Below are 16283 nucleotides of genomic sequence, written 5' to 3'. Positions count from 1 at the left end.
GTCTCTTGTCCAAAAAACCGTGTATGATAGTTTCAAGACTATTTTTTTCTAGGGAGGCTTGTAATGAAAAACAGACAAGTAACGACACTTGTGACTGGGGCTAACTCTGGCATGGGTAAAGCTACAGCCATGGATTTTGCAAAAAGTAAGGCCAAGGTTATAATGCTTTGTCGTAATAAACAAAAAGGAGAGGCTGCGCAAAAGGACATCATACAAGAATCCGGGAACCAAGACGTTCATCTTCATCTTTGTGACTTTTCCAAATTGGATGACGTTCGTCAGGTAGGTAGAATAATCAATGAGGAGTATGACTTTCTGGATGTTGTTGTGAATAACGCTGCAATTATCACAACGAGGCGTCAAGAAACGGCTGAAGGGTATGAATTACAATTCGGTGTGAACCATCTAGCACCATTTTTACTTACAAATTTGCTTTTAGAAAAATTGAAAGCAAGTGCTCCCGCAAGAATTATTAATGTATCCTCTGGAGCACATAGTTTTGGAAAAATTGACTTTTCTGATTTACAAACATTGAATAAGAGGTATCGAACGTTTAAAGTATACGGTCAGTCAAAGTTGGCAAATATTTTATTTACAAATGAGTTAGTGCGTCGACTCGAAGGAACCGGAGTGACGGCAAACAGTCTACACCCTGGGGCTGTTTCCACAAATCTTGGTATTGATCGCGAGACTGGATTTGGCAAAACAATTGTTTCGATGTTAAAGCCTTTTTTTAAAACGCCAGAAAAAGGAGCAGAAACTGCTATTTACTTGGCAACTTCCCCTGAGGTGGAGGGAGTAACGGGCAAATATTTCATTAACAAAAAGCCAGTGGAAACAAAAGGAGCTACGAAAGACGAAGAAGTAGCAAAAGAACTATGGAGAATAAGTGATGAATTGGTGGGGTTGAACCGAGAAGAAATTGTGGACTCGTGGGGACGGTTCGTATGAGTCAGTTGTTGATATACTTGTTGGTGTTATAGGTGAAGGATTTGGCTCAATGGGAATAGCCCGCCTTGTTGTGAAACTTTTCGCGAAGTTTCACAACGAGGCGGGCTTTCTATATTGGTATATATACTAGATTCAAAGTGTCTTGTTTGGCTCTTTGAAGATGGGGGTATGACGTCTTTCTTTGGAAAGGGGAGAGGGCTGATCGGGACAGTCCCTGTTGAACGGAGTGATGGAAGGGTGGAGGTAGGCTGGGACAAGGTCCCTGTCCCCTATGTCCCGCCCCCGCTTAAAAGAACTTTTTCAGTCCTCTTTTCATTTCTCGATTGAAGTCTTTTGTTAGATCTTGAAACAAGTCGTCCCAATCTTCTTTGTAGTAGTTATATAATGCTGGGTACTTCTTTTGTATATAAAGGATACTAGCTGCGTAATATTCCTCTTCTTCTTCTAAATCAGCAATGACTGCAGGTGTAAACTGTGATTCCAATTGTTGAACGATGGGATGGAATTCATCTCCGAAGTACCAATGTACGGCATTTCGAAGCACAAGTGGGAATATCTTGTCGTCATGAAAAAGTCGATGGAAGTCTTTTTCTAAGCGAACTAATTTCTTCACTTCTTTTATTTCTTCTTTTATATCGAATTGATTCCCTTGGACTAGTTTCGCAAAATCGAGGAATATTTCTGCTAATCGATATTTTTGGTGGTCATATGCCTCTTCATACTCATCGATTAGTGCGTAAAAAACGTCAACTTTATCTTCCTCATCATCAATACCTTTTAGTAATTTCCTGAAACGGGACTGTATTTTCGATAACATCGACCATTTCTCGATTTGTGAAATAGTATGAATCCAGATAATGTAAGACGGAACATCTTCCACCGTTTCTTCCTCGACAGTCGGAATAGCCATCTCTGCCACTTCAATAGCTCGGTCATATTTCTCAAGCATGATACATACGGCCGTTAATGGTTCTGTAATTAGGGCATTGTCTACAGAGAATTTCTGTAATCCCTCTTCCAAAACCTCGAAGGCCTCTTCTATGTGATCCTTCTGTATTAACATTTTTGCAAAAACAGAATAAACAAAATCTAAATCGCTACCTTCTTCCGCTAACTCTTCTTCCTTTTCCTTTAGTTCATGAAACACTTTATATGCTTTATCCAATTCGTCTTCTATAACATAACAAAACATCAATCCTATTTTTGCAGAAAGAATAGTAGAGTTTAAGGTTAAAACATCTTCATAGATATCTCTCGCTTTAGAGATTTCGTCGTTAGCTACATATTCCGAAGCCTTTTCTAGCATTCTCTCAATTTTTCCGCCATATTTTCGCATAAGATCGTATTCTTTTCTCTTCACTGGATCCTTTAATACCTCATATGCTTTACGAACTTTTTCAAACTGATCCGGATCCGTTTCGGGAGGATGTTGTCTTACAGCTTCAATATACTTTTCCTTAATTCTTTGTTGGCTTATTTTCGCCGTTGTTCCCAAAACTTTATAATAGCTTCCATTGGTAGTACTATTCATAAAACCTCCCCTTTCCTTACAACTCTAAGTCAATAGCTAGATCAACTGAATATTCGATGGCTTCATGTAACTGAGTTGTATTTTTCCCATCTAATGCTTCTTTTAATTGAGACATGGCATTAAGCAATTGTTGCTTCGATTTCCCTTCCCGGTTATCCAATTCCTTTGTAAAACGCGTCAGCCAATCGTGTGCTTCTTCCGTCAATTCTTGAAGTGTTTCGTCCTCTCCTTCTATGTTATCACCATCTTCAAGCTCGTCCAAAAGTGTCCACTCAGACTCTGTAGCATCCGCTTCATCTTCCAGTTGGTAAGCACTTTCTATTTTTGCCAAGCTATCATAAAAGGCTGTTTCCGAACTTCGGTCTAATGCATCTTCTACAGTAATCTTCATTTCAACGCCAGTCGAAACACTCTTTGCCTTCACTTCCAAAATACCGTTCAAATTATAGCGAAACGTAACTTCAACTCCTTCTTCCCCTGCTGGTCTTGGGGCTAGCCCTTCTAAAATGAACTCATTAAGGAAATAGTTATTCTTAACCCAGTCGTTCTCCCCTTGAAAAATTTCTATCTTCACTTCCGTCTGTCCATCAAAAGTGGTAGAGAATTGTTCTGTACGGGTTACAGGGATAGTCGTGTTGCGAGGGATGATAGCGTGAAAGGCACCAGGTTTCCCCATCCTTCCCATTAAATTTGCACTTAGAACCGCGATGCCCATAGAAAATGGCGCAACATCGGTGACAATGATCCCTTTTTTGGACAATGCTCCTGATTTTATCCCAGCTTGAACAGCTGCTCCTTGAGCAACCACTTCGTCTGGATTGATATCACTTCTAGGCTCTTTTTGAAAAAATTGATGGACTAGCTTGTGAACTTGTGGAATTCTTGTGGAACCACCTACAAGCAGGACTTCATCTATTTCATTCGGTTGTAGATTAGCATCTTCAAGAACCTGTCGAAGTTTTTCTTCCGTTTCTTGGAGTAATGGTTTGATTAGAGAAATGAATTCTTCCCGAGTTATTGTCACATCTAATCCGACTGGCACATTATTTTTCACCGTAATAACAGGAATAGCAACATCGACGGAATCAGCAAAGGATAATTCCTTTTTTACCTTCTCCGCTTCTTCCTTTAGCCTAGCTTTCCCACGCACATCTTGACGCGGATCCACTCCATGCTCTGATTGAACCTTCTCAGCTAGCCAGTCTACAAGTAACCAGTCAAAATCCTCTCCACCTAGCTGGTTGTTTCCAGCGGATGCTTTCACTTCAAGGATACCGCCCATCATTTCCACTACCGAAACGTCAAATGTACCTCCACCCAGGTCATACACGAGAATGTGGCCGTCATCATGTAAATTCTGTAATCCATAGGCTAGTGCCGCAGCTGTTGGTTCATTTATGATTCGTTCTACCACAAAGCCAGCTAGCTCCCCAGCTTTTTTCGTTGCCTGGCGTTGTGTGTTCGTAAAATAAGCAGGAACAGTAATGACTGCCTCCTTCTCCCCTTCACCTAACACTTCATCAACCGATTCCTTTATTTCTTTTAGTATAAATGCCGACAATTCTTCCGGTGTATAGGACTGATCTCCAAGTGGAAACGATACGTCCTCTCCCATGCTTCTTTTTACAGCCGCTTTCGTTCTATCTGGCATGGCTACTAATGCATTTCTTGCTTCTTCTCCAACTACAATATGGCCTTTCGGATCGATGAGCACAACAGACGGAATGGTATTATGGTCGTATTCCAGTGTTATCATTTTTGGTTTTTGTTTAAAAATATACGCAGCTGCTGAATTAGTTGTACCTAAGTCAATACCAACGATAGGACGAAAAGATTTATCTTTATAGGATGTTTCTGACATTGTTTACTCCTCCTTCACTGTGGCCACTTGGCCTTTTCTTATTAATTCACCTTTTTCATTTATAAATGTTCGTTTATAAATTATAGCTATGGCTAGTGGGCGAATCTGCCCCGAGTCTGAAATAGGTACTGTATCGATCGCCTCTGCTAACCGGGGGTCAAATAGGTCACCGATCTTTATTGGGTCTTGTATTCCTAGTTCGTGTAAGGCTGAGATCGTTGAATCAATCCATTTTTTCACTAGCTCTCCCCATTGGTGGTCTTCTTGCAAATTTCCGAGCACAATGTCCATATCATCAATTTGATTAATTAGATTTTCGACTACGCGATCTATATTCTGAGCTTTGTTTGTTTGCTGTTGCTCCTGTATAGAGGAGTATACTTTGCCCAATTTATCATCAAGGCTTTTCCCTGTTTTGTATTGAAGTCTTGTTGCCTTTTGAAGCTGTTGCTCTAGCTCTTCTAACCTTTTTCCCGTTGTTGAAAACTGCCCACGTAGTTCTTGTAATTCCATTTTTAGTGAGTGATCTTGCTTTTTAAAAAATGGGAATTTCACCTTTCCACCTACTTTCTGGGACACAGGGACAGGGACCTTGTCCCGTTTTTTGGTGAGAAGAAAATATTTGAAATTTTAGTTGAGATTTGCAGGAATTTCGTTGATTTTGTAGAATAAATGACTTATACACAAAAAAATCCACAAAACTCCAACTCTCATATCTCCAAACGAAAACTACTACACATACAATCACAATCAACTAATTAAAATTATATTTACTTCTGTCTCCTTTTTATGTCCTTCTTATACCTACTTACGCTATTCTACTCTACTTCTTTCTGGTTCCTTGATTAAACTTATGTATACTGCTTTTACCCCAAAAACCCATCATCTTCCTACCTAATTTTAATTTTACGATTTGATTTCTACACGACATTCTTCCTTTCATTGATAACTCCTTCCTATTTTTTTAAGTAAAGTTCAATTCGCAAATTTATTCTTTCAGTCGGCTTCATTTTTTCAAATACTTCCCTACAAATGTTTTATCTGTAAAAAATAAAATTTCATGAAAACTTGTTGTGAGGTGATGGTGATTGCCTAGAAAAGCAAGAGAAAAGAGTAGCACGGGAATATATCATGTGATGTTAAGGGGTATAAATAAGCAAACGATTTTTGAAGATGATGAGGATAAGCGTAAGTTTCTTCAAACCTTAGCAAAGTGTAAAGAGGTAAGCGGCTTTGAACTTTACGGTTATTGTTTGATGGATAATCATATTCATTTGTTAGTGATGGAAAAAATAGAAGGAATTTCTACCATTATGATGAGGTTTAGTTCCAGCTATGTGTACTGGTACAACAAGAAGTATGATCGTTGTGGACATTTGTTTCAGGAGAGATTTAGGAGTGAAAGTGTAGAAAACGCTGCGTATTTTATTAAGGTGCTAAGGTATATTCATCAAAATCCTTTAAAGGCTGGGTTAACAAAGTGTGTTTGGGAATATGAGTGGACCAGTATCCATGAGTATGTGAATAAAGAAACACTCACAGATGTTGAGGGAGGATTGAATTATTTTTCATCTAATAGAAAAGTGGCTTTGGAGTGGTTTGTTGTTTACATGCAAGAAAAAAATGAGGATTATTGTTCGAATATAGAGGAAAGAGTCAAACTTACTGATAATCAGGTAAGGGAATTCCTGCGTGGAGAAGGCGTTACGAGTAATAGTATGTTGCAGCAGATGGATAGGAAAAAACGGAATGCTATTTTATCCAATCTTAAAAAGCTAAATGGGGTTTCCGTTCGTCAACTTTCTAGAATTACGGGTATTTCGAAAAGCGTGATCGATCGTCTGAAGTGAAGTGGGGGGAGTCGGGACAAGGTCCCTGTCCCCTAAGTCCCACGTTCCTCCATTTGAGGTGGTTCTTCCATCCAACCATTTTTAATCATGATTTTCCCACCTTTATGAGCATATTCAAAAATATCTTTCATAAAAATCGTATTTTTTGCAGGCAAGTCGTTTCGTAAACTAAAAGCAGTACCAAGTGAATTACTTCCCATAGAAAAACTACAAAAAAGACTTGTGCAATACATCATTAATTTATCAGAAAATGGTGCCACTGTTGAACGAGTTGGATTCCCTCCTGGAGTTTGAGGAATTGGAAGGTTTGTTTGAATCATAACTTCACTCAATTCTTTTATAATGCCTTTAGCAAGCTCTGCACCCTCATGAAAGAATTTTTTTACCTCAACATCATTTGCACACTGTCCAAAACCAAAAATCAATTGTAAACCTGTAAGATTTGATTCAATAGCTTTATGAAGGTGAGAAACCTCTACCGTATTCAATGTTCTTTTTTGGCTAAATGGATTGAGAGCTACTCCGCCTAAATAACTATTATCTTTAATAAACTCAACTGATTTTGGCATCGAAACGTAAGGTGTTCTAACAAGTAACCCCTTTTCAAGCAAATATTGCGAGCAAATCCTGAAATACTTTTGGGTGATAGCAGTAAGGTCTTCAAAAAGCAAATTTATATCTTCTCGAAACGTCATTGTCATATTTAATGAATGTAATCCCATACTAATTTCTTTTAAAAGGCGTACAAACATAATGTCAAAACCATTATCGTATAGCTTTGGGACATCCTTATTTACATCTTGTGCTGTATATCCAACTGGTATAACTGCACCTTCCTCTTCATATATCTGCACTATTTTACCAACATACATTTCAATTTCTTCATACAAATTCGTCATAATATCCTTAGCCTTTTCATCATCTGCTTTCGCTATAAAATACTCTAACATTCGTAAAATCATTGTTTTTTCTTGATACGTAAGCCATAACGTTCCTAATTCTGATGATGTAATTGATGCTTTTTCTGGCATAATTACCCCTCCCTATAATGATTAATTTTAGGGTGTGTAATTCATGGCAGATTTATACATGAGGAGAGGGACAGAAGGGGACAGAAGGGACAGGGACCTTGTCCCGTTGTCAAAGCAAGAGCCCGCCTAGTTGCGAAACTGCTCACGCAGCTTCAACTAGGCGGGCTTAATGAATTGATGTATATACAGCATTGTGAAGTTTCATGTGTTTTTCCTTTTAAGTAATGTTGGTGTAGGGTTTGGTGTCTTTCTTTGGGAAGGGAAGGAAGGATATGACAATCTTTCTTTAAAGGTTTCTCCCGACGTCATGATGTATGAAGGCGTGTAATTCACGTTTACCCGGCAGATCGGAACCGTCCCTGTTGGCCGCAGTAATGGAGGTGGGGGGCTGGGACAAGGTCCCTGTCCCCTAAGTCCCATTTTTTCGGAATTTGAAACATTTTTATATGGTGAAACGTCTAATATATTGTGTTGTGTTGTGACCTAAATAACTTTTTTCAGCACGAGTACGCTACGCTGATATTCTCATCTATAAAACAATAAAGTACAACACGGGATTTTACACCGTCGACTAAACGGAGGATTAATATGAAAGCGATTGTTTTAAAGATTTTACATGAAAAACCTATATTTATTATTGGGCTTAGTATGTTATGGTTAAAAACTATTATTGTAGGTTTTTGGGATTTTAATATAGTACTAGAGAACCCTTTGCAGCTTCTTATTTTACTATTAAATCCTATTCCTTTTCTGATGCTCTTTTTAGGACTTATTTTATTGGCAAAACCATCGAGGCAAGCCATTTATCTTTGTGTTTTTCTGATCGTTTCGTCATTCGTTCTATTCGCAAATAGTGTGTATTATAGAGAATTTACGGATTACATCACGATTCCACTTTTATTAGTTGGAAGCAATATGGCGGATTTAAGCTCTAGTGTTTTTACACTAATGCAATGGCACGATATTATTTACTTTATAGATATAATTATTATTGCGGGTTTATTTGTTTGGAAAAAACAAGCTCTGATGAAAAACAGTAGATATCGGTTTCGGCAACTTGTTCCATTTTTTTCAGTAATGATGATCTTCAGTGTTCTCACTATTGGATTTGCTAATATTGAACGGCCTCAATTGCTCAGTCGTTCATTTGATCGTGAATTAATCGTAAAAAATATAGGGATATATAATTTTCATTTTTATGATGTTTACCTTCATATGAATACGCGGGCACAACGGGTTTTTGCGAATGAAGACGAATTTAATGAAATTAACGAGTATACTGTGAAGGTAGAAAAACGGGAAGAGGCTGATTATGATTTATTCGGTATTGCGGAAGGGAAAAATGTTATTTTAATCACAGCAGAATCCATTCAGAACTTCGTTATTGGTAATGAAGTGAATGGGGAAGAAATAACGCCTTTCTTAAATGAACTAATTGAAGATAGCTATTACTTTAGTGAATTTTATCATCAAACTGCGCAAGGAAAAACTTCAGACTCAGAGTTTTTAGTTAATAACGCACTATTTCCATTGCCGAGAGGTGCTGTATTTTTTACACATCCAACGAATAAATATTACGCGTTACCAGAAATCATGAATGAACATGGTTATTTCACTGCAACCCTTCACGCGAATAATGGTACATTTTGGAATCGTTCTGTTATGTATGAACAGTTAGGATTTGATCGGTTTTATACGGATGAAGATTATGAAATTACTGCTGATAATAGTATTGGCTGGGGACTGAAGGATATTGATTTTATGGAGCAGTCCATTGAACATATGTTAGAAATGCCACAGCCGTTTCATTTGAATCTCATTACTTTAACAAATCATCATCCTTTTGATTTGGGGGAAGAGGACCAGTTTATCGATCAATATGATTCCAATAGTAGGACTTTGAATCAGTATTTCCCTACTGTTCGTTATACAGACGAAGCTATCCGAGTGTTTTTTGATCGTCTTAAAGAAGAGGGGCTGTATGAGGATTCTATCATTCTCATATTTGGTGATCATTATGGGATTTCTAGCTTCCATAACAGAGCTATGTCCCAGTATTTAGAAAAAGATATCACGCCGTTTGTGGAAATAGAGCTTCAGCAAGTCCCTTTTATTATTCATATTCCAGGGGAAGAAGGTAAAGTTATTCCAGATGTGAGTGGGCAGATTGATATTCGCCCAACGTTATTGCATTTGCTTGGTATAAAAATAGAAAAACAAACAACTTTCGGAAGGAATATATTTTCTAAAGAACGTGAAGAGCTTGTGATCTTAAGGAATGGCTCATTTATTACGGAAGATGTAATTTATACTAGTGAAACTTGTTATGATAAAAGCACAGGAGAGCCTTTCGATTTGGAAGATGGTGAGGAATCTCCGTGCCAACCGTATATTGAAGAGGTACAACGTCAGTTAAATTACTCAGATAGAATTATTTATGGTGATTTGTTGAGGTTTGAAGGGACGTAGGGACAGGGACCTTGACCCGTTTTTTGGTGGTGACTCGTGGGGACGGTTCGAGACTGGTGAAAAAGTCCAGCATTTTAAAAATGAAAAATAATAAAAGAAAAACGAGGCTCTAGAATCGCTTCTAAGCCACGTTTGTGATGTAGGGAGACATTTTAGTACTCCTTAAAAAAAGGTGTTTTTTGAAAATGACTACTTTATCACTGATTCCGGACGGTTCTCGTGAGTCATTTTGTGAAGTTTTTTGTGATGTTATTGTGCTTAATAGGAGAAGAGACTTCAATTATCTTGTCATTTGTCAAAGCAAGAGCCCGCCATAGTTGCGAAACTGCTAACGCAGTTTTACAACTATGGCGGGCTTATTCTATTGATACAGACACAGCACCATATGTTTGTTGTGTTTTACTTTTGAGTAATGTTGTTTCAGGTTACGATGTATTTCTTTAGAGTGCTTCTTGAAAATGACTACTTTTTCATTGATCCCGAACCGTCCCTGTTGCCGAGGTCGGCAATGCCCCGGTAAATGGGGAATAGAAGATTTGCAGGAAGATAGAATTGCGTCAATGCCCCCTGCAATAGAAAAAAAGAAGGTTTTGCGGAAATATAGAAGCTCTCAATGCCCTACAAACAGCAAAAAAGAAGTTTTTGCCCCCTTCCCGACACGATTCCTCCTAGTCGGGGGAATAGACCTTATTTCATATATCAGCTAATTTTTAATCCTACGATAACCAGGGACAAGGTCCCTGTCCCCATGTCCCACCCATGTCCCACCAAAAAGTTTTCTGTCACATTTACTTACAGGATTCCTGACAGGACGTCATTACGTCTTTATGATTGAGTTAATTCAAAAAGGGGGCAGTATTCATGAAAAAATTAATCTTATTAACGTTGATCGGTTTCACTTTTTCTTTTTTAGTTGCATGTGGAGGAGGTAGTGGCGAGGTCGATGCTGATGGTGGTCCGAGTGCACCGGATGTTATAAAGTTTGGTGTGCAGCCTTCTTTACAACCAGTACACATTGCTTATACGAATGGGATGTTTGATGACATTGAGGAAAAGTATGGTACGACATTTGAATTAATTCAATTTGATGCTGGGGGACCTCAAAATACAGCGCTAGCGGCTAATGAAATAAGTTGGGCGCAATATGGAATGGCTCCATCTGTGGTGGGTATGGCCAGTGCTGATGCCTTACTTGTAGCAATAAATATTTTAGAGCAAACGGCTATCATTAGTGACAAATCTATTGAATCGGTTGCTGACTTAGAAGGTAAAAACGTTGGATTCCCTGGGAAAGGGTCACAACAATACCCGTTAATCTTAAAGGCACTTGAAGAAGCTGGGTTAGAAGAGTCGGATATTAACTTATTACAGATGAATGCTGCTAATATGTATACAGCTTTAGAGCAAGGTGAGTTAGAAGCTTATATTGCATGGGATCCACATACTACACGTGCATTATACAGTGATGCCGGAAAGGTATTGACTCGTGCTGAAGAGATTATGCCTTTAAAGGATGGTCATTATCTTGGTGAAGGTGTAGTTGTTAAGTCTAGTTTTGCTAACGATTATCCAGAGTTAACGAAAGATATCATTGAAGTTTTGAAGGCAACGAATGACTATATTGTAGATAATTTAACTGAAACGCCTGCTATTTGGAGTGAAGCTATCGGGCTGGATGAAGACATTATCAATTTTTCTTTAGATAATAGTATGTCGATTTATATAAAGGATATTTCTCCTGATATGGAAGATCTTGTGCCATATGTTCATATGCTTAACGAATTTGAAATTACGCAAATCGATGATGTTGAAAGTTTCTTAGAGGAACGTATTTATTCTACTGAATAATGATAGAAAGTATTCTGCTGAATAGAAATGACTGAAAGGAATGGTAATGATGCTATCTGCAACGAATTCCACGTTAATAGAAGTAGAGAATTTAAAGGTTGAGTTTCCAACAAAAGATGGTACATTTTTAGCTTTGTCAGATATAAATTTAGAAATTAAAAAGGGGGAGTTTGTCTGCCTTCTAGGTCCTTCTGGTTGTGGAAAAAGCACATTGTTGTTTTCTATCGGAAAGCAATTAAAACCTACAGGAGGGTCTATCACTTTTAATAAGGAAAAGCTTGATCATGTTTCCTCTTTACACGAGAAAATGTGTGTTGTTTTCCAAGAACATGCCTTGTTCCCATGGTTAACAGTAGAAAAGAATATTCAATTTCCTCTTGAGGTCAAAGGAATGTCCAAAACGAAAATCAAGGAAATATCGGAATATTACATGGATATGGTTGGTCTCTTCGCTTTCCGAGATCGGAAACCAAACCAGCTCTCTGGAGGTATGAAGCAGAGAGTTGGTATTGCCAGAGCTTTATCGATGGAAACAGAAGTGATTCTAATGGATGAACCTTTTGGTGCTCTTGATGCGCAAACAAGAGGTATGCTGCAGGAAGAACTCATTGATATCTGGGAAAGGGAAAAAAGAACGATTCTATTTGTTACTCATGGGATAGATGAGGCTGTTTTTTTAGCGGATAAAATAGTGGTCATGAGTGCTAATCCTGGAAAGATAAAAGACATCATTGATGTAGATTTGGGGCGTATGCGTGATACAACCTCCACTGAGTTTGTTCAATATGAAAGGGAAATTAAGGGACTACTTCATACAGAAATATTAAAAACGAAGCAGTTAGAAAGTTCCGTGCGATGAAGCGGATAGCCTTACTTGCTACTGGAGGAACTATTTCAATGAAAAGGGACTCTATCACAGGGTTAGCAGTCCCGACTCTAAGTGGAATAGAGCTCTTGGAGCAAATACCAGAACCTTTACTAGATTGTGATGTGGATGTCGTTGAAATGGATAGGGTAGGTGGTGGGCAACTGACCACGACCCTCTTTTTCAAAATAGCGGAGACCATTAGAGACCTTGTCCGAACGAATGACTATCAAGGTTTTGTCATAACTCAAGGGACGGATGCTATGGAGGAATCTGGATATTTATTAGATTTACTATTAGATATCCCTCATCCAGTTGTCATAACTGGATCGATGAGAAATGCAAGTGAACTGGGCTACGATGGTATTGCAAATTTACATCAGGCATTAATGGTGGCAAACTGCCCTGATTCATGGGACAGAGGTGTAACTATAGTTTTATCAAATGAAATTCATTCCGCCGTTGATGCTGTAAAAACGGATACGTCTCACTTGCAAACCTTTGAGTCCCCTGGGAAAGGGCCGATGGGACGAATTATGAAAAATGTAGTTTCTTACTTTCATGAACCGCGTCAAAAAAAAGATCACTATAAAGCCAAACATGTAGAAAGTCGTGTTGTAATAATAAAAGCTGGCATTGGGGAGGATGGACAAATTTTTAAGCAGATCCCCCCTGATCTAGTGGATGGATATGTTATTGAAGGAACAGGGGTGGGAAATGGTCAATATTGGATGGAGGAATGGATTGAAGAACAAGTTCAACTGGGAAAACCAGTGATCATAACCTCCCGTTGTCCAAATGGCTTTGTTGATATGGTATATGGTTATCCTGGTTCGAGCAGTCGTCTTATTCAGAAAGGCGCTATTCAGGGGATTGGTTTAAACAGCATGAAAGCTAGAATGAAGCTTATAGCAATTTTAGGTCAAACGAAAGATATGACACAGATAAAAAAATTCTTTGAAGGATGTGACATTTCATATGAAAAGCCCGAGTTCAACATTAAGTAATTCTTCGGATGTAAATATAAAGGATATAAAACTTAAAAATTTTATTCCAATAAAACTTTTAAAATCAGTAGGGATATTTTTGGGGTCAGCTACTGTTCTGCTCATCGTGTGGCAACTGGCGGCACTAATCTATCAAAATGAAACGTTATTACCTGGCCCCTTAGTGGTTGCACAAACATTTCAAGGTATGTTGATGAATGGTACATTAATTGACCATACTTTTGCAAGTTTGGGGAGAATTTTACTGGCATGGACATTGGCGGCTGTCGTGGCAATTCCAATTGGTGTCGTTTTAGGAACAGTTCCATGGTTAGAACGAATGATGCGACCTTTTATTGAAATGATTAGACCCATTTCTCCTCTAGCTTGGATTCCATTAGCCATTCTTTGGTTTGGTATCGGGCTTTCAGGGAAAGTATTTATCATTTTTATCGCAAGCTTTTTCCCTATTTTATTAAATACTATCTCCGGTGTTCAAAATGTAAATTCTATCCTTGTTAGAGCTGCTAAGTCATTTGGGTGTTCTCCTATTCAAATGACTTTAAAAGTAGTGATACCTGCAGCATTACCTACCATTACAACTGGTTTAAGGATATCGTTCGGGAGTGCTTGGATGGCAATTATAGCAGCGGAAATGGTAGCTTCACAGTCTGGACTAGGATATATGATTATTAATGGGATGGAAATTCTTCGATCCGATATTGTAATAACGGGGATGGTTATTACAGGTATTTTAGGCTTTATATTTGATTCAGTATTTAGGTATACAGAAAAAAGAATGGTCTGAGGTGATACTTATGACCTTAAAGCATGGGGCAATTCCATTGTATATGCAATTAAAAGAGATTATTCAAGATGATATTCAGAATGGAAAATATGTAATAGGTGAAAAAATACCTTCTGAATTTTTCTTTGCTGAGGAATACGGTATAAGTAGGCCGACGGTAAGGCAGGCGATAGGGGAGTTAGTGCAGGAAGGTGTTTTAGTAATAAAACGTGGGGTAGGTACATTTGTTTGCTCTCAGCCTATTAAAACAAATGTTTCTAGCCTTACGACATTTGCAGAACAAATGAAAACAACAGGTATTAAGGATCAAGCAGTTTTGATACAAAAAGATGTGATAAAAGCGACCAATTTTCTCAGTGAACAATTAAATATACCAGTGGACTCAGAGGTATATGAAATAACGAGATTACGGTTGGGGGACAATGAGCCGTTAGCCATAAGGAAATCGTTTATTCCAGTCCATGTTCACCCAACCCTTCTTGATAAAAATTTGGAGGACGTTCCACTATATGAAACGTTGTATAAGGACTGTAATATCGTAGCAGAAAGAGCTAAACAAACATTTCAAGCTGTTCCTGCAACTTCATTTGAAGCAGAATGGCTTGATGTAAAAATTGGAGTCCCATTAATGTTATCGCAAGGTGTTATTTTTGATCAGAGAGAGCAGCCTGTGGAAATGGTGAAGATGTATTATTTAGGAAGTAGGTATCATTTCATGGTAGAGCAAGTTCACAGCTCAAAGGAGCCGTTGTTAAATGAGTGGGTTCCTTTGGGAGTGAATTTACTATGACGAATATGACCCTTCTATTTATCCTTCTTTTATGTTCTGCCTCTATTGCTGGCATTTTAAAAAATGGGTTTGGTATTGGTGCAGGGGCAATCTTGACTCCTGTACTATCTTATTTTCTTTCACCTACAGTAGCAGTGGCATTAATCACCCCAATTTTATTGGTTACTAACATTGATGGTGTACGAAATTATTGGAAGGAATGGAACACAGATATAGTTGTTAGGATCATTCCATATGCTGTAGTAGGAACATTACTTGGTATTGGGGTTCTAACATTTATTGATGGAGATATTATAAAAAAAATTATTGGTGCATTAGCTTTATTTTATGCAACATGGAAAATGACAAGTATACTATCGGGAAAATTCAAAGGGAATTTTAATAGTATGAATATTAGTTGGTTTCAACGTATTGGTGGAGCCATGTTAGGGGTTATTGGTGCAATTGCAAATGCAGGTGGTATTGTTCTTACAGTCATTTTAAATCAATGTAAACTCCCTAAACGTCAATTCATGGGAACGTTAATGCTGTTATTAGCCATTCTAGATTTTATAAAACTGTCTTCTTTTATAACTTTAGGAGCACTTGAATTTGAATATTGGAGGCTAGTTTTGTTTTCACTTCCATTGGTTATTTTAGGAGGGGTGTTTGGTAATCTATTGAACAAAAAAATCACTCAAATCAAATTTGAGGTGGCCGTAAATGTATTAATCATGATATCTGGAGCTGCACTGATGGTTATCTGACGGGACAGGGGGGACAGTCCCTATGTCCCACCTACTGATACAAAATATCGTCTTTAAGGGATGCTACTTTGCTTAAGGCTTTATCGATATCTGCTTCCGCTATGCCAAAATGAGCAAGAGCATCATGAAGATGTTGTGCAATGGCATTAAAATGCTCCGGTTGCAAATTCATTCCTTCATGGGCTTTTGCCATGGATTGCCCAGAGTATTGGTTTGGTCCCCCTAATGCAAAACTAATAAATTTTGTTTGATGTTGACGTTGTTTTTCCATATCGGTATTTTCAAAAAAATGCTTTACCGTATCATCCTTAAGGACCAACTCGGAATAAAAATAGTCCACAACTTTGGAAATAGCTTCTTCTCCTCCGAGTTTGTTATAAAGTGATTGTTCCATAAAAATACATTCCTCCTAAGACATTATAATAGTATTTTGCACATAGAGAATATTTTTAAACCAAGAAAACACCCTAAAGCTTTGTTACAGCTTAGGACTCGTGGGGACGGTTCTCGTGAGTCTTTTTGAAGGTGATATTGATGTGAAAAAAGA

General features: G+C 38.0%; 14 protein-coding genes. 9 read left to right on the top strand and 5 right to left on the bottom strand.

Annotation, left to right across the window (positions count from 1 at the left end; genetic code table 11):
• Positions 1-63 precede the first annotated feature (63 nt).
• Positions 64-951, top strand: coding sequence for an SDR family oxidoreductase (locus QA612_RS18180; RefSeq protein ID WP_278285250.1), 888 nt, complete (start codon positions 64-66; stop codon positions 949-951).
• Positions 952-1237: 286 nt separating this feature from the next.
• Here the strand turns inward: QA612_RS18180 and QA612_RS18175 are convergent, their stop codons facing one another.
• The 3 genes from QA612_RS18175 to grpE are packed head-to-tail and all read right to left on the bottom strand — an operon-like array spanning position 1238 to position 4898.
• Entirely contained in the window at positions 1238-2482 is a 1245-nt protein-coding gene (locus QA612_RS18175) for a J domain-containing protein (protein ID WP_278285249.1), read from the bottom strand.
• 16 nt (positions 2483-2498) lie between these two features.
• Complete coding sequence (locus QA612_RS18170) at positions 2499-4343, bottom strand: Hsp70 family protein (RefSeq protein ID WP_278285248.1); 1845 nt, start codon at positions 4341-4343, stop codon at positions 2499-2501.
• Between the two features lie 3 nt (positions 4344-4346).
• Positions 4347-4898: a nucleotide exchange factor GrpE gene (gene grpE / locus QA612_RS18165; RefSeq protein ID WP_278285247.1), complete on the bottom strand. Its 552-nt coding sequence runs from the start codon at positions 4896-4898 to the stop codon at positions 4347-4349.
• 533 nt (positions 4899-5431) lie between these two features.
• Here grpE and QA612_RS18160 point away from each other — a divergent pair.
• Entirely contained in the window at positions 5432-6193 is a 762-nt protein-coding gene (locus QA612_RS18160; protein ID WP_278285246.1) for a transposase, read from the top strand.
• Positions 6194-6225: 32 nt separating this feature from the next.
• Here QA612_RS18160 and QA612_RS18155 read toward each other — a convergent pair whose 3' ends face one another.
• Positions 6226-7224 carry a DUF3231 family protein gene (locus QA612_RS18155; RefSeq protein ID WP_278285245.1) on the bottom strand — a complete coding sequence of 333 codons (999 nt, stop codon included), beginning with the start codon at positions 7222-7224 and terminating at the stop codon, positions 6226-6228.
• Between the two features lie 588 nt (positions 7225-7812).
• Here QA612_RS18155 and QA612_RS18150 point away from each other — a divergent pair.
• The 7 genes from QA612_RS18150 to QA612_RS18120 all read left to right on the top strand — a co-directional run bounded on the left by QA612_RS18150 (position 7813) and on the right by QA612_RS18120 (position 15736).
• Positions 7813-9693 (top strand): LTA synthase family protein, encoded by a 1881-nt coding sequence (locus tag QA612_RS18150; RefSeq protein ID WP_278285244.1) that lies wholly within the window; start codon positions 7813-7815, stop codon positions 9691-9693.
• A gap of 861 nt (positions 9694-10554) precedes the next feature.
• On the top strand, positions 10555-11541 hold the full coding sequence (locus QA612_RS18145) for an ABC transporter substrate-binding protein (protein WP_278285243.1): 987 nt from the start codon (positions 10555-10557) through the stop codon (positions 11539-11541).
• 49 nt (positions 11542-11590) lie between these two features.
• Positions 11591-12400, top strand: a complete 810-nt coding sequence (locus QA612_RS18140) for an ABC transporter ATP-binding protein (RefSeq protein WP_278285242.1) — start codon at positions 11591-11593, stop codon at positions 12398-12400.
• Entirely contained in the window at positions 12397-13413 is a 1017-nt protein-coding gene (locus tag QA612_RS18135) for an asparaginase (RefSeq protein WP_278285241.1), read from the top strand. The genes QA612_RS18140 and QA612_RS18135 overlap by 4 nt, the downstream gene beginning before the upstream one ends.
• Entirely contained in the window at positions 13385-14200 is an 816-nt protein-coding gene (locus tag QA612_RS18130) for an ABC transporter permease (RefSeq protein WP_278285240.1), read from the top strand. Before QA612_RS18135 ends, QA612_RS18130 begins: the two co-directional genes overlap by 29 nt.
• A gap of 10 nt (positions 14201-14210) precedes the next feature.
• Positions 14211-14990: a GntR family transcriptional regulator gene (locus tag QA612_RS18125; protein ID WP_278285239.1), complete on the top strand. Its 780-nt coding sequence runs from the start codon at positions 14211-14213 to the stop codon at positions 14988-14990.
• Entirely contained in the window at positions 14987-15736 is a 750-nt protein-coding gene (locus QA612_RS18120) for a sulfite exporter TauE/SafE family protein (RefSeq protein ID WP_278285238.1), read from the top strand. The genes QA612_RS18125 and QA612_RS18120 overlap by 4 nt, the downstream gene beginning before the upstream one ends.
• Before the next feature lie 31 nt (positions 15737-15767).
• Here QA612_RS18120 and QA612_RS18115 read toward each other — a convergent pair whose 3' ends face one another.
• Positions 15768-16130, bottom strand: a complete 363-nt coding sequence (locus tag QA612_RS18115) for a group I truncated hemoglobin (protein ID WP_278285237.1) — start codon at positions 16128-16130, stop codon at positions 15768-15770.
• Between the last annotated feature and the right edge of the window lie 153 nt (positions 16131-16283).

The sequence above is a fragment of the Evansella sp. AB-P1 genome, assembly GCF_029688925.1.
Lineage (GTDB): Bacteria > Bacillota > Bacilli > Bacillales > Salisediminibacteriaceae > Evansella.
The sequence above is the reverse complement of the archived record's forward strand: the minus strand, read 5'-3'. Positions and strand labels throughout refer to the sequence as shown.

Bases quoted from the DNA above. Each gene is read 5' to 3' on its own strand.
- QA612_RS18140 (WP_278285242.1), top strand. From the start codon at position 11,591: ATGCTATCTGCAACGAATTCCACGTTAATAGAAGTAGAGAATTTAAAG.
- QA612_RS18120 (WP_278285238.1), top strand. From the start codon at position 14,987: ATGACGAATATGACCCTTCTATTTATCCTTCTTTTATGTTCTGCCTCT.
- QA612_RS18145 (WP_278285243.1), top strand. From the start codon at position 10,555: ATGAAAAAATTAATCTTATTAACGTTGATCGGTTTCACTTTTTCTTTT.
- QA612_RS18135 (WP_278285241.1), top strand. From the start codon at position 12,397: ATGAAGCGGATAGCCTTACTTGCTACTGGAGGAACTATTTCAATGAAA.
- QA612_RS18180 (WP_278285250.1), top strand. From the start codon at position 64: ATGAAAAACAGACAAGTAACGACACTTGTGACTGGGGCTAACTCTGGC.
- QA612_RS18170 (WP_278285248.1), bottom strand. From the start codon at position 4,343: ATGTCAGAAACATCCTATAAAGATAAATCTTTTCGTCCTATCGTTGGT.
- QA612_RS18130 (WP_278285240.1), top strand. From the start codon at position 13,385: ATGAAAAGCCCGAGTTCAACATTAAGTAATTCTTCGGATGTAAATATA.
- QA612_RS18150 (WP_278285244.1), top strand. From the start codon at position 7,813: ATGAAAGCGATTGTTTTAAAGATTTTACATGAAAAACCTATATTTATT.
- QA612_RS18155 (WP_278285245.1), bottom strand. From the start codon at position 7,224: ATGCCAGAAAAAGCATCAATTACATCATCAGAATTAGGAACGTTATGG.
- QA612_RS18175 (WP_278285249.1), bottom strand. From the start codon at position 2,482: ATGAATAGTACTACCAATGGAAGCTATTATAAAGTTTTGGGAACAACG.
- QA612_RS18125 (WP_278285239.1), top strand. From the start codon at position 14,211: ATGACCTTAAAGCATGGGGCAATTCCATTGTATATGCAATTAAAAGAG.
- QA612_RS18115 (WP_278285237.1), bottom strand. From the start codon at position 16,130: ATGGAACAATCACTTTATAACAAACTCGGAGGAGAAGAAGCTATTTCC.